Below are 14057 nucleotides of genomic sequence, written 5' to 3'. Positions count from 1 at the left end.
AAACTGTTCAGTAAAAAAACACAAAACCTCATCATATTGTATGAATTCAAGCATTTTGTTGCTGGCACAATGCTTGAAAGCATAGTAGTTGGATAGAAAACAATAAACATGCTTAAAAGCTTTCTCCTTATTTCTCTAAGAGGTATGTGGAGCAAGAATAGCACTACACTGTTAAACATCACCTGTTTAGCTTTGGGGATTGCTAGTTGCCTCTTCATTTCAAACTTCATTATACATGAACTTAGCTTCGATAGGTTTCATGCTAACTCAAGTAATCTCTACAGGGTAGAAACCCATAGTTATCATTTTCAAGACATCACCAAAAAAGATGCACTAACACCCTTTGAAGAAGGACCTAAGCTAACTGATGAATTCAATGAAATATCGGGATATTTTAGACTAATCCCTTACTCTGAAAATCGCTCAGTCTTCTTAAAAACCCACCCCAACATCAAGAAGAAAACCAATTATGTTGAAACAGCATACTTTGCTGACCCTAGCATTTTTAGCTTGCTAGACATAGATATAATTGAAAAAAGAGAACACCTTCTAGCCAAAACAAATAACATTGCCATTTCAGCCCAAGTGGCAGAAATGCTGTTTCCAGAAAAATTCAACTCTGGACAATCCATTTTGGGTGAAAAAGTTCGACCCGAATCTCTCGATAAACTTGCTGAGCCTTATGAAGTAGTGGCCGTCTTTAATCAGCTACCTAAAAACTCACACCTACATTTCGATGCACTTTTCTCTATTGAAAGCAGTCATCCTTATAAAGTAGACACCAAGATACTAGACACACATACCTATGTATTACTAAATGAAAATGTAGACTATCGAACCCTAAATAGTCAACTGTATAAAGAAAAAACAGACACCCAAAATCCAAGTGCGTTCTTTAGCAGCTCAGCGCTTTTCCCTTTTGAAAAAATACACCTTGGTCACCAAACGTCCAATCAACCCTCCCCTCCTACAAGCTCAATTCTTCTAGTCTTTTTAGGGGCTATTGGCATTATCGTGCTGTTGCTTTCTACAACCAATTATGCCAATAATTCCATCATAAAAGCATTAGGCAGAGCAAAAGAGGTTGGCATAAGAAAATTACTAGGAGTAACACCTAACAGCTTACGCAAAAGCATTTTTTACGAAGCCCTGCTCATTAACCTTGTTGCCGCAATTCTCGGTACAGTTATATTTATGATTGGCCAAAAGTCTGCTGACCTTTTTATAGATATAGGCTACCCTGTGGGTTTAAACTCTGAACGGATTACGCTTCTGGTATTGATTGTTGCATTTTTAGTAGCCATTAGCACCTTTCTCACGGCCTCCTACCCTTCATATCTACTAAATTCTTTGAAGCTAACTCAAGCTTTAAAAGGCAAGAATTTAATTTTTCAATCAAAACAATCGTCTCGTGGAGCTCGAGTTATGAAAGGCCTGCTTGTCTTTCAATTAGCAATGTGTCTGATATTTATTTCAGGAGCCTATGTAGTTTATAAGCAACTTGAGTTTCTTAAAGAGAAGGATAATAGAAACATAGTGATAGAGGTACTAGGGAAGTTTCCTGGGCTCACTGGGGCAAACGAATATGCTGCCGACTTAAACATGAGTTACCTTTATGAGGCAGTTCTAGAGGAGAAAATTAACTCGTTCAAAGTGTCCAATTTATACAATGGTCAAATTAATATGAGACAAGAAATTGAACCATTGTATCAAAAAGGTGACTCAAGCTCTTTTCAGGGTAAGTTTATCCTTTCTTTAATAGATCACAATTACTGGAAGAACGACACTACCCACTTTATTAGCGGGACTAACTTTAGCTCAAAATTCGGAGAAGATTATAGAGGCATTATTATTAATGAGTCGGCTTTAGAGAAGATGAACTTTCACAACCCAGAAAGTGCAATTGGAGCTGAAGTAGGCAAGTATAATAGCATGCTTACTATTAAAGGAGTTGTCCAAAATGAGACTAAAAATGAACCGCCTATGGTCTATGTTACAGGCTTTAGGTATCCAACCTACTTTAACATCTCCCTAAATGTAAAAGGAAGTTCTGCTGAAAAAATAAACTCCGCATTAACTCAATTTCAAAATGACTTGCAGTATGATTTACCAAAGTTCTACTTCATTACAAGGAGTTTTGAAAACCAGTCTAAATTGGAAAAGAACTTACTAAGTCTGTTCGTACTCTTCACTGCTGTAGCCATTTTCATTGCTTGCATTGGAGTATACACGCTATCTGCATTTACAGCACAAAAACGCACTAAAGAAATAGGAATGAGAAAAATACTTGGGGCTACAGTTACCCAAGTACTGTATATTTTAATCTATGATTTTATAAGACTCATATTTATAGGCAGCACCATTTCCATTCCTCTAATAGTTATAGGAGTCAGAAACTGGCTGAGTAACTTCACTTACCGAATAGAACTACAACCCTTAATGCTCATTGTGCCTATCTTAATTCTCTGCATTCTTTCTGCGGGTCTTATCATCAAACAATCGTGGAAAGCTATTGTAGTAAACCCATTAAACGCTATCAGTAATATTACACACTAGTAGCTATTCAAAAACTCTAAAATTGTAGTGTAAACGTAGTCCAAATCATCATCAGAAATAATGTATGGTGGTATTAAGTAGATCACATTCCCCAATGGACGAATTAAGAGCCCTTTTTCAATAAAGTAAGGGTAAAGGTGATGCCTGGCCTCGTTGAAATATGATGTATCTTTTTCAGTATTGATATCGAAGGCCAAAATGGTACCGATTACCCTCGCGTTTCTAACCATAGAGTGATTCTCTATTTGTTTCAGAAAAGCCAAATGCCTTTGATTGATCCGCTCGCGATTATTATTACAATCATCCGTTAACAGTAAGTCTAAAGAAGCATTGGCTGCTGCGCAGATCATAGGGTTACCAGTGAATGAATGCCCATGAAAAAAAGTCTTCATCAGATCGTTTGACCGGTATGCCTCTTGAATTTTCTCAGTACAAGAAGTTACACCCATTGGTAAAACACCTCCAGTAAGTCCTTTAGACAAACATATAATGTCTGGCTTATGCTCTAGCAGGTCTGCCGCAAAGAGGGGTCCTAATCGGCCAAAGCCTGTCATTACCTCATCTGCAATGCAAATCACATTATGCCCCTGAGCCAAAGCGATCATACGATCGAGCAACTCGGCAGAGTAGAACTTCATACCAGAAGCTCCTTGTACTATTGGTTCGAAAATAAAAGAAGCTACATCTCCAGATTCTACAAGCCCCTTGAAATGTTTCCACACCTCATCTTCCTTATCAGCATCCGGAAAATCAATGAACTCTACCTCAAATAGATACGGATCGAAAGGAGCTGTAAATGGCCCTCTATCACCCACCGACATGGCACCAAATGTGTCTCCATGGTAGGCACCATCAATTGCTATGATTTTCTTCTTTTCAATCCCTTGATTATGAAAGTATTGAAAAGCCATTTTGATGGCCACCTCAGTAGCTGTACTTCCATTATCTGAGAAGAAAATTTTAGACTGGTTATCGGGCAAAATATCAAGGAGTCTCTCCGCTAATCGAATAGCTGGTTCGTGAGTAAAACCAGCAAAGATCACATGTTCAAGCTTATTGGCTTGCTCTGCAATAGCCTGAGCAATATAAGGATGGCTATGCCCATGAATATTAACCCACCAAGAAGAAATTACATCGATAATTTTCTTTCCATCTTTGGTGTATAAATTCACCCCCTCGGCCCTCTCTAACATCTCCGGTTCGGTCATGCCTTTAAGTGGAGTAAAAGGATGCCAGATAGCACTCTTATCTCTTTCTAACCAACTACTCATACCAGCTTAACATCAATTGATCTGCCCAATACTGAATTACTTCTGGCGTAACTTTACCAAGTTTTGGCAAGTGCAATAGCGGCCTATACCCACTATGCTTTAGAATAATCTGCTCACTTTCTGGGTTACCATCTCCATTGAAAATGATGCCTTTCACGTTAAAGTTATTTCGCTTTAAATAGTCTACCGTGAGCAGTGTATGGTTGATACTTCCCAGATACAAATTGGCTACCAGAATAATTTCCATCTCCAATTCCTTCGCAATATCAATTACAAAGTCTTCTTGGTTAATAGGCACCAATACTCCGCCAGCTCCTTCTACCACAATTTCATTAGTAGTTTCTGGCTCCACAAAATCATCCAGTTGAATATGAAGATGCTCGAAACGAGCCGCTGCATGAGGAGAGGCTGGCAACTTTAACTGATGCGTTTCTGGATGAAACTGTGTTATAGAGTTGCTCACCAGTTTCTTAACTTCTTCCGTATCTGTAGGAAAACCAGCTTGAATAGGCTTCCAATAGTCTGCTTTTAAGGCTTCTACCAAAATGGAAGACACTAGTGTTTTGCCACTATCGGTGCCAATGGCGGTAACAAAGTAATTCATGCCTCAAAATTAAGGCTTAGAATTGTGAATGGTCTTATAAGAAGCTATGAGTTTTTCTTTCAGTTCGTTGAAGCGCAAAGGTTTTACCAGGTAATCGTCTAAGCCCAAGGACATTCCTTTTTCAATGTCTCCCTTAAACGCATTGGCGGAAACTCCAATGACTCTAGGTTGGTTTTCCAAGTCCATTTGGCGCACTAGTTTTAGCACTTCATAACCATCCATCTGAGGCATGGCAATGTCTAGGAGAATAACATCGAAGGTCTTTGTCTTAAGCTTTTTAATTACATCTAAACCATCAGACACCACTTCAGGGACATACCCCATTCGCTCCAAGAACAAGGTAGTTAGCTTTCTGTTTACGGAATTGTCTTCCGCCATCAACACACGCATTGGGTAGTCTTCTCCAATAAAATCTTGTTGAGCCTCTTCTTCAGCCTGATCTTCTGGCTTAGCCGGCATTTTACTCGCTAATTTTGCTCGAATACTGAAGGTGAACACAGAACCAACCCCTACTTCGCTCTCAACGCTTATTTTGCCATTCAACATTTTGACTAGCTTCTTTACAATAGCTAAGCCCAAGCCTGTGCCACCAAATTTTCTGGTATGAGAAGAGTCTACTTGAGTGAACTCACGGAATAATCCTTGAAGCTTATCTTTAGGAATGCCAATCCCGGTATCTTTAATCTTGAATAGCAGGTTTACGTTCTTATCAGTAAGCCTTTCAACACTCACCCTCAATACAATTGAGCCATGCTCAGTAAACTTTACAGCATTGGAAAGCAGGTTTAACAGCACCTGACGCAACCTTCCCCTATCGGTACGAATGAAGTTAGGTACATCTTCATCTACCACAGCATTCATGAGAATTCCTTTACGCTGTGCTTCGAACTTAATAAGCCCAATGGAATCATCTATTACCTTTTTCAGGTAGAAAAGAGACTCTTCAAAGGCAAGTTTACCCGATTCAATTCTAGAGTAATCTAGAATATCATTGATTATTCTCAATAAGGTATCGCTGCTAGACTGAATGGTTTCTACAAACTCTTTTTGCTCTTCATTCAAGTCTGTTTCTGCCAAAAGGCTAATCATACCGACCACACCATTCATTGGTGTTCTAATTTCATGACTCATAGTAGCCAAGAAATTACTCTTGGCCTGAGCAGCAGACTCTGCAGCGCTTTTAGCCTTTCGTAGCTCCCTTTCAAGCTTCTTTTGTGGGGTAATATCCCTAGAGATAACAAGTACTCTTTCCTCGTCCAGCTTAATTATTCTGCCTTCGAAGAACTCCTGCTCATCTCCTTCCCCAAAGTCGTATTCCAAGGTTTGAACCTGACCGCTCTCAAACGTTTTTTGTATGGCCTCTTCAAAATAGATTCCTTTTTGTTCAGGCACCACATCTTTAACCCGCTTTCCAATAAACTCGCTAGGCTTAAACCATAGGTCATCTTCCTTAACCACCTGATAATCGCTATAGCATAAATCTCTATTGATAGTGAACATGGGGTCAGGAATTGAATCCAATACCAGCAACTGTTGTCGCTCACTTTCTTTAAGCTCTTGCTGAGCCTTGTATACACTGGTTAAATCTCTGGCTATTCCATTAATGTAATCTACATTGCCCTCGGAGTCTAATTGTGGGGTTTCATAAACCTCCAGCATATGTGTTTCACCGTTACCATCCTTAATCTCTAGAAAATAGGGTTTCAATTCGTCAAACTCTAGATTGAAGAGTTTTTCAATATGATGGTAGAGATTCTGATTAACAGGATTTTCAGTAATAAACTGCCGAAAGTGTAATGGGCCACCTTCTTTCTTATACCCTAGCAATCTCTCTACATTGCTAGATGTATAGTGTACTTCGCCATTTTTGTTATATCGAAAGTAGAAGTCTGAAGAATGCCCCATGAGCAATTCCCATGACTGTCGGAGGGAATCTTTCCTTTTCGTAATAATTTCATTCTCTTGCTCAAGTCGATTTTTACGGTTTCTCTCAATGAACAAAAGAACAGCTAAAAAAATAATGAGCGCACCTGCAAAAATCAGAGCGTAGGTCATGTTAGTTGAGTGTAGTTGTAACGGACGCTCAATTTAGTAATTCATGGCACTTTTTAAAGAGCTTCCCATCTCCTTAAATCGATCTAAAGCCTGATTTAAAAAATTTTCATTCAAAATATCTTCCAATTCTTCTTCAAGCACATCTAACTCACTCACCTTAAAGGTTTGTTCAAAAGGCCCTTCTTCTAGTTTTATTATGTATTTACCATTCCAAGAAAACACAGTCACTTTACAAGGCTTGTCCAAATACTCCTTAACAACTCTCATAGTTGCGAATAAAGAACCAAAAGTATTAGAAAACAAATGGCCATTTATCAGAAAGAAAACCTAACTCTTTCATAATTAAATAAATAAGCTTAAAGTTGAGTTACTTTCTTCAACCTTGAGACTAAAATTTTTCACCCTTCTAGGGTTCTTGGTGTACAGCGGAATACTGGCACAAGAACAAAAGAGCATTCATATCAGAGAAGCTTCTACCCCAATAACGCTTGACGGAGTGCTGAATGAACAAAGCTGGCTTGAAGCCGAAAAGAGTTCTGATTATTGGATGAACTTTCCTACAGACACCCTCCTAGCCTCTACCCAAACCGTACTCATGTTCACCTATGATGATAAGTTCATTTACATTGGTGCGAAGATGTATAATGTAGAAAACCCAGGCTATGTAACCCCTTCTTTAAGGCGAGACTTTAGGGGAGCAGGGAATGACATGTTCACCATTTCGTTCGATACATTTGACGACAACACCAATGCCTTTCAGTTTGGCATTAATCCGTTTGGGGTAAGAAGAGAAGGGCTCGTGGTAAATGGTGGCGCACAGAGAGGGAATCTATCACTAGACTGGGAAAACAAATGGTATGGAGAAGTAACCCGAACCGATGCATACTGGGTAGCAGAACTTGCAATTCCTTTTAAAAGTATCCGGTATAAGGAAGGGAACTTAGTCTGGAATATTAACTCATATAGAATTGACTCTAACACTGGCGAACGATCTATTTGGAATCCTGTTCCACAAAACTTTGCGCTGTACTCACAAGCGCATACTGGTCAACTCATTTGGGATAAAGCACCCAAAAAACCTGGAGCCAATATTTCGGTGATCCCTTACATTTCGGCCAATGCTGCCGCTTCTGGTGGGTTTCTTAATAGAGATGATGGCGTTGAGCTGCCTAGAGATACGGAGTCGGGATTTGATGCTGGCTTCGATGCAAAGATTGCCCTTGGGCCATCTATGAATTTAGACATTACTGTAAATCCAGACTTTTCTCAGGTAGAGGTAGATCAGCAAGTAACCAATCTTGACAGGTTCGAGATATTCTTCCCGGAAAGAAGACAGTTCTTTCTTGAAAATGCTGACCTTTTTGGTGAATTCGGAGCACAAGGCTTACGTCCTTTTTTCTCACGCAGAATTGGGGTTAGCAGAGATGAAAGCACAGGAGTAAACGTTCAAAATAAAATCAACTTTGGAGCTCGCTTGAGCGGGAAGCTGAACAACAATTGGCGACTTGGAGTCTTGAACATGCAAGCTGCAGCACTTGAGAATATCGACTTACCAGAGATCAATTACACGGTTACAGCACTTCAACGGAAAGTATTTTCTAGGTCTAATCTGGGTTTTATTTTCGTAAATAAGCAAGACCTAGCCAATGAAAGCAACTCTAGCTTCAACCAATATAATAGGGTATTAGGACTAGACTACAACTTAGCTTCAGCAGACAATAAGTGGAACGGCAAGTTCTTTTATCACAGGAGCTTTGAGAAAGGTGGGGCTGACGATTCATACGCAGCTTCTGGCAACATACTTTACTCTACAATAAACTGGCAAATAGAAGCACTTTTGCAGTCAGTTGGCGATGGCTATAGTCCTGAGGTAGGTTTTGCTAGAAGAAACGGATATGACCGAAATAGTTTAAGTCTCCAGAAAAACTTCTACCCTCAATCCGAATCGATTCAAAGAATCAGCCCTACAATATCTTATGAAGGTTATGCTAACGAGTCACTAGGATTAACTGATTATCAAATAGGTATTGGCACTGACTTTTCTATGCTAAACACTAGTTCTTTCAGCATTCAAGTAAACCAAACCTACCTCTATCTTTTCAATGATTTTGACCCTACAAGAAATGGTAACCAGAAGCTCCCTGAAGGTACAGATTACCGATACACCAACTTACGGCTTAACTATAGAGGAGACACCCGTAATCCGTTTTATCTTAACTTAAATGCAAATGCAGGTCAATATTTCAACGGCAACAGAATTGGACTAGGAGGAAGCCTGAATTACAGAATCCAACCCCTTGGCCTCATTACTATGGACTTTAATTACAATAGGATTAGGCTACCAGAACCATACGGAGAAGCAGATTTATTCCTTATTGGCCCAAGATTGGATATCACCTTCACCAAGAAACTGTTCTGGACTACCTTTATTCAATACAATAATCAAATAGACAACCTGAACATTAACTCAAGAATTCAGTGGAGATTCAAACCAGTATCTGATGTATTCATAGCCTATACAGACAACTATTTCCCAGATGACTTCATCAATAAAAACCGAGCGCTTGTTATAAAGGTCACCTACTGGCTTAACCTATGAGGTATTAGGCAAAAAACACCCAGGAAGCCATTCTACTATTGAAGGTAGGGTAATCTCAGGTGAAATTCCTAAATAAGTCTTTTTTGAGCCCTTAGTCTCTTATAATCTCGAAAGAGTGTTCAACTTCACTCTTCAATGTTCCGGCAACAGAGCAGTACTTTGTGGCTGCCAAATGTCCGAGCTTAGTAAACTCTTCCATGGTAGCATCTGGAGACTCAAGAATGAAATGCAATTTGATGTGGGTAAAAAAGCGTGGTTGCTCTTCTTGACGAGTACCTTCAGTCTCAATTCTAAGCCCATTCACGGTCTTTTTTCTCTTCTTTAGCATTTGCACTAAATCTACAGAGGCACAGCCTGCCAAAGCAGAAAGAAGTAATTCGGTTGGCGATTGCCCATTCTTCTCATCTGCAGGACGCATATCTATATGCACCTTATTGCCATTAGGGTTAACCGATTCAAACTCGTAATCTCCAAGTAACGTGGTGGTTGTCTTCATATTGCTGAATTGCTAAACGGATGCAAAATTAAATCATTTTCACACCCAACCACACAATACGGAAATAAGTTTCTCTGTTCTTGCGGTATACTCAAAACCTAAGAACCATGAAAATGTCGAACCTCAAAATACTTCTAGCAGGGCTTTTATGCCTTGTTTATTCCTGCTCAGGGAATGACGATACCAGCACAGGTCTAGTGGTAACCATTGAAGATCAATTTGTTAACCTACCTTCTAACGTCTCTGTATTTTTCAGGGTAGAAGATGGGGCAGGGAATGGAGTTGCCGGTTTATCGGAAAGTGACTTTACCATTTATGAAAACGGGGCGAAAATCTCTGAGTTTGAAGCCACAAGAAAGATCCAACCCAATGAACAAGTTTTTGACTACCACATCACTTTGTTGTTAGATCTGAGTGGAAGTGTTTTAGGAGGAGAAAGTTTAAGTGGACTAAAAACAGCCGCCAAGAGCTTTATAGATGAGGTTGTACCTAGCGAAGGTGCTGTTAATGCTCAGGCGGTAAAAATGGAGATTTGGTGGTTCGATGGTTCAGAGAACATTAAGCAGTTACAGGGCACATCTACCAACCGAACTACGCTGAAAGCTGCCATTGATAACATCAGTGCTCAAATGAGCTCAGATAATTCAACAAACCTTTACGGTGCTGTAATACAGGGCATAGGAGTGGCCTCGCAAAAGCTGTCTCAAACCCGTCAATTAGATGAAATCGCCAGCAGCGCTGTGGTCATTTTCACGGATGGAACAGACCAAGCAAACAGAAACACTAAAGGACAAGCGCTAGAAGCCGTAAAAAAGGCCGACAGAGACATGTCTATCTACACCATAGGGCTAGGACAAGAGATTGACGAGCCTACACTCAAGTCTATTGGAAAAACAAGCTTTGTTTCGGCTGTAAATATTGGAGAGCTATTAGACAAGTTTAAGGAAATAGGAGACTTGATTAATGGAAAAGCGAACAGCTATTATTTATTAGAATATTGCTCACCCAAAAGAAACGGAAGCAATCAGCTGACAATTGAAGCTAACAAAGGGGCCTTAAAAGGTAGTTCAAACACCTTTTTTGATGCTTCGGATTTCAACGGAAGTTGCAGTCTAGAATAAACCATCATGGACTGAAAGCACCATAGTTTTAGAAGCAGCTGAAAGTCACTTTGAATGGCGGACTTAGAAAAGGTACGTCCCGAAAGTTTCGGGATTAGATTTACGATTGACGTCAAACAAAATTTGTACATGATAAATTCCAGGGTGCTTTTTAGAAGCTAAAGCGAAATGCACTAAAGTGTATAGTTTTAACTCTTTTTGTGACCAATAAAAGTGATTAAGTGAAGCCTATTGCCCTTTGCTCATAGGAAAAGTAAGGGAAATGGCTTCTTTCTTTAAGTGAGCCTTTGCACCCATCTTCTCTATAACCTCAACAGCATAAGTAGCTACAATAGAATTCTCTATTACGCTGGAGTCGTAGGTGGGAATCACTAAACTAATATCGTTTTCAGTGCTTTCTACTTCAATAGTAAGTACACCTTGAGACCTTCTGTTTAAACACCTAGTTAGAGCTCTCAAGCCTTTCTCTAACAAGCTCATATCTACTTTAACAAGCCCAACCACGGAGGTCAACTCTCCCCTTTTGGTCACCGACACTCCATTGGTACTTAGAAACTGAAGAATAGTATTAACACTATGCAGATCCAGCTTTACGCACTTCATTGCTGCATTCAGCTCTTCCATCTCTTGAAACTGACGCTGCAAGGAAAATATCCCAGTGTCTACTCCTGCTGACTGATTGATATTTGGTTGTTCCATGGCCCTCATTTTCTTCCCCAGATAATACAAATGATGAGCACTAAACTCTCATCTTGACTTATTGAATGAAAAAGATGCTCAGAACATTTCCTATTTATCAGATATAAAAAACCATCTTGAATACGTAAATTAGGTGATACACCTACAAAAAACTATCTTAATGTAAATGAAGGATATGGATTATGAATTAGAATTAGATCTTGAATACCATCATAGAATTCTGAAAGTATCCATAAATTGTCCTATTCCTTCATTTACATGGACTTAAATTGATCCACAAGGTTAAAATCAGGGATAAGTGGTTTGCACGCAACAATACGCTATACACATACATAATGATAGTTTAAGATATGATCTTATATTTATTACAGCTAAAATTGTAGACTTCTGTGAGTCACAGTAATTCAAGCTTTATTTTTTTATCTGCTTTAATTTAATGCACGCAGGCAATGGCTAAGAACTTAGAGATTTTATTAGTAGAAGATAACCAAACGGACATAGTACTTCTGAAAAAAGGCATTGAAGCCGAGAGCCTAGAAGTGAATATTGAGGTGGTTGAAACAGTAGAGGAAGGGATTAATTATTTGCGTAAAGAAAATGGTTTTGAAGATGCCCTTAACCCAAACCTAATTATATTAGACTTGAACCTACCAAAAGACAGCGGTTTGAAGTTACTTGAATTTGTAAAAGCCGATAGCACACTAAAAACCATTCCAGTAATTGTGCTTACCTCGAGTTTTGATGAAAGTCGTATTGACGAAAGCTACCAACGACATGCTAGTTGCTTCATTAATAAACCAGAAAACTTATCGGAATTAACAAATATGTCCAAAAGCATTGTGGATTTCTGGTTAAAAGTGGCTATCCTTCCAAAAAACAACTCCAAATAGTAATGTCAGATAAATCCATCCTCTTAATTGAAGACAATTCCGATGACAGGTTTTTGCTCAAAAAGCTCTTGTCTTTTGGTAGTCTGAGAGACTGGAAGATACTTGAGGCTGTGCGAATTGCCGAAGCATTAGATCTAATTCAGCAACAGACTCCGGACATTATTTTACTAGACTTATCTCTCCCCGATTCTTATGGTGAAGAAAGTTTTTTTAAGGTTAAACGTAATGCAGGGAATATTCCAATAATAATTCTTACAGGCTTATCTGATGTAAAACTCAGTAGAAAGCTCATTCAAGAAGGTGCTCAAGACTATCTGGTAAAAGGAGAATACAATCCGAGGCTGTTGGAGAAATCCATTCAATATTCTATTGAAAGACACAAGCTCATGTTGGAAAACAACAGATCTAAGGAGCGCCTTATCGATTCGGTGCTGGAAGCCCAAGACAGCGAAAGAGCGAGAATAGCCAAAGAACTACACGATGGAGTAGTTCAGAGCCTTACGGTGGTATCCATGAGTTTAGGCATGCTACAAAAAACCATTTCTGAGTTTGATGAAAAAAGCCTTCTACACTATAACAGATGCTCCGAAAACCTATCACTCACCATAGACGAAATTCGTAACATCTCTCATAGTCTAATGCCGAGGGTGATTACTGAGATGAGACTTCAAGAATCTCTTGAGTCTTTAGTGGAGGATATGGAGCAGGCCTCCAATATTCATTTTCACTATTTAGTAAATCTGGAAAATGAACCTGAAGTAAATCTAAAGTTGGCCATCTTTAGAATAGTGCAAGAGCTAGTAAATAATGCGCTAAAACACTCTCAAGCTAATTCAATCTTTATTCAACTAATAGAGTACCCAGATTACATCTCACTAATGGTAGAAGATGACGGACAAGGCTTCGACAAATCTTTAGTGCAAGAAAACAAAAACTGTTTCGGACTCTCCAGTCTTGAGAGCAGAGTAAGTGCGCATAACGGTAGTATAGAAGTAGACTCTAAACCAGGAAAGGGAACAAACGTGTTTATCTCTTTTGAGAAGAATCTATCAAATGAACCAAAGGACTAAACTAACCCTTTCTCAATAGCATAAATTACAAGACCTACAACCCCTTTAGAACCTGTTTTCTCCATTAGATTACGCCTATGGGCGTCTACTGTTCTTGTACTAATGGAAAGCTCGTTAGCTATTTCTCCATTACTATACTCCTTCATCATCAACCTTAAAACTTCTTTTTCTCTCTGAGAAAGAGGAATTTCAACTAAAGCACCTTCGGCTCCCTTACGCTTAGCCAATGATTCTACAATTTCATGAGCAACACTATTACTAAAATAGTCCTCACCATTCATTACCTGAATAATGCCAGCCTTAAGCTCTTCTTTATCACAGTTTTTTAGAATGTAACCATGCACACCAGTCTCCAGCATTTTCTTGACCTGCTGAGATTCGTTAATCATGCTTAAAGCAACAACCTTTAGCTCTGGATATTTAAGCTTAATCTTACCAACCAATTCATAACCATCCATTACTGGCATACTTATATCGGTAAGCACTAAGTCTATTTGGGTATCTACAAGCCTAGCCAATGCCTCCTCCCCATTAACAGCCTCCTCTACTATTTCGATCTGATCGTCATTAACGAAATAATTCTTAATGGCGACCCTTATCATTGTATGGTCGTCAACAATGAGAATTCTAACTTTTTCGGACATTCTTGCTGATGAGTTCGTTCAAAAATAATTTAACTGGGCTTAACTAATTAGC

At 39.1% G+C, this 14057-nt stretch carries 12 protein-coding genes; 5 read left to right on the top strand and 7 right to left on the bottom strand.

Annotated features, from left to right (window positions below):
* Positions 1 to 108: 108 nt before the first annotated feature.
* Positions 109 to 2556: an ABC transporter permease gene (locus AWW68_RS08825; protein WP_068219587.1), complete on the top strand. Its 2448-nt coding sequence runs from the start codon at positions 109 to 111 to the stop codon at positions 2554 to 2556.
* Here the strand turns inward: AWW68_RS08825 and bioA are convergent.
* Genes bioA through AWW68_RS08805 form a run of 4 tightly spaced genes read right to left on the bottom strand, consistent with a single transcriptional unit; the run spans position 2553 to position 6753 of the window.
* Positions 2553 to 3827, bottom strand: coding sequence for an adenosylmethionine--8-amino-7-oxononanoate transaminase (bioA, locus tag AWW68_RS08820; RefSeq protein ID WP_068219584.1), 1275 nt, complete (start codon positions 3825 to 3827; stop codon positions 2553 to 2555). The genes AWW68_RS08825 and bioA overlap by 4 nt on opposite strands.
* The gene (bioD, locus tag AWW68_RS08815; protein ID WP_068219581.1) at positions 3820 to 4431 is read right to left on the bottom strand and encodes a dethiobiotin synthase; all 612 of its coding nucleotides are present in this window, start codon (positions 4429 to 4431) and stop codon (positions 3820 to 3822) included. Before bioD ends, bioA begins: the two co-directional genes overlap by 8 nt.
* 9 nt (positions 4432 to 4440) lie before the next feature.
* A complete protein-coding gene (locus tag AWW68_RS08810; protein WP_068219578.1) occupies positions 4441 to 6486 on the bottom strand; it encodes an ATP-binding protein in 2046 nt (681 codons plus the stop codon).
* 33 nt (positions 6487 to 6519) lie between these two features.
* Entirely contained in the window at positions 6520 to 6753 is a 234-nt protein-coding gene (locus tag AWW68_RS08805; protein ID WP_068219575.1) for a hypothetical protein, read from the bottom strand.
* Between the two features lie 115 nt (positions 6754 to 6868).
* Between AWW68_RS08805 and AWW68_RS08800 the strand changes: the two genes are divergently transcribed.
* Complete coding sequence (locus AWW68_RS08800) at positions 6869 to 9085, top strand: DUF5916 domain-containing protein (protein WP_068219571.1); 2217 nt, start codon at positions 6869 to 6871, stop codon at positions 9083 to 9085.
* 91 nt (positions 9086 to 9176) lie between these two features.
* Here AWW68_RS08800 and AWW68_RS08795 read toward each other — a convergent pair whose 3' ends face one another.
* Entirely contained in the window at positions 9177 to 9581 is a 405-nt protein-coding gene (locus tag AWW68_RS08795) for an OsmC family protein (RefSeq protein WP_068219568.1), read from the bottom strand.
* 113 nt (positions 9582 to 9694) lie between these two features.
* Here AWW68_RS08795 and AWW68_RS08790 point away from each other — a divergent pair, with 113 nt between their 5' ends.
* A complete protein-coding gene (locus AWW68_RS08790; RefSeq protein ID WP_157717584.1) occupies positions 9695 to 10702 on the top strand; it encodes a VWA domain-containing protein in 1008 nt (335 codons plus the stop codon).
* A 228-nt stretch (positions 10703 to 10930) separates the two neighbouring features.
* Here AWW68_RS08790 and AWW68_RS08785 read toward each other — a convergent pair whose 3' ends face one another.
* Positions 10931 to 11401, bottom strand: a complete 471-nt coding sequence (locus AWW68_RS08785; RefSeq protein ID WP_157717583.1) for a hypothetical protein — start codon at positions 11399 to 11401, stop codon at positions 10931 to 10933.
* Between the two features lie 449 nt (positions 11402 to 11850).
* Here AWW68_RS08785 and AWW68_RS08780 point away from each other — a divergent pair, with 449 nt between their 5' ends.
* Both AWW68_RS08780 and AWW68_RS08775 read left to right on the top strand, forming a co-directional pair.
* Positions 11851 to 12291 carry a response regulator gene (locus AWW68_RS08780; RefSeq protein ID WP_068219560.1) on the top strand — a complete coding sequence of 147 codons (441 nt, stop codon included), beginning with the start codon at positions 11851 to 11853 and terminating at the stop codon, positions 12289 to 12291.
* A gap of 2 nt (positions 12292 to 12293) precedes the next feature.
* Positions 12294 to 13361 carry a hybrid sensor histidine kinase/response regulator gene (locus tag AWW68_RS08775; protein ID WP_068219557.1) on the top strand — a complete coding sequence of 356 codons (1068 nt, stop codon included), beginning with the start codon at positions 12294 to 12296 and terminating at the stop codon, positions 13359 to 13361.
* On the opposite strand, the gene AWW68_RS08770 is transcribed toward AWW68_RS08775, so the two are convergent.
* Positions 13358 to 14005, bottom strand: coding sequence for a response regulator transcription factor (locus AWW68_RS08770; protein WP_068219552.1), 648 nt, complete (start codon positions 14003 to 14005; stop codon positions 13358 to 13360). The two genes, AWW68_RS08775 and AWW68_RS08770, sit on opposite strands and share 4 nt — an antisense overlap.
* Between the last annotated feature and the right edge of the window lie 52 nt (positions 14006 to 14057).

Origin of the sequence: Roseivirga spongicola (genome assembly GCF_001592965.1) — a bacterium.
Lineage (GTDB): Bacteria > Bacteroidota > Bacteroidia > Cytophagales > Cyclobacteriaceae > Roseivirga > Roseivirga spongicola.
The sequence above is the reverse complement of the archived record's forward strand: the minus strand, read 5'-3'. Positions and strand labels throughout refer to the sequence as shown.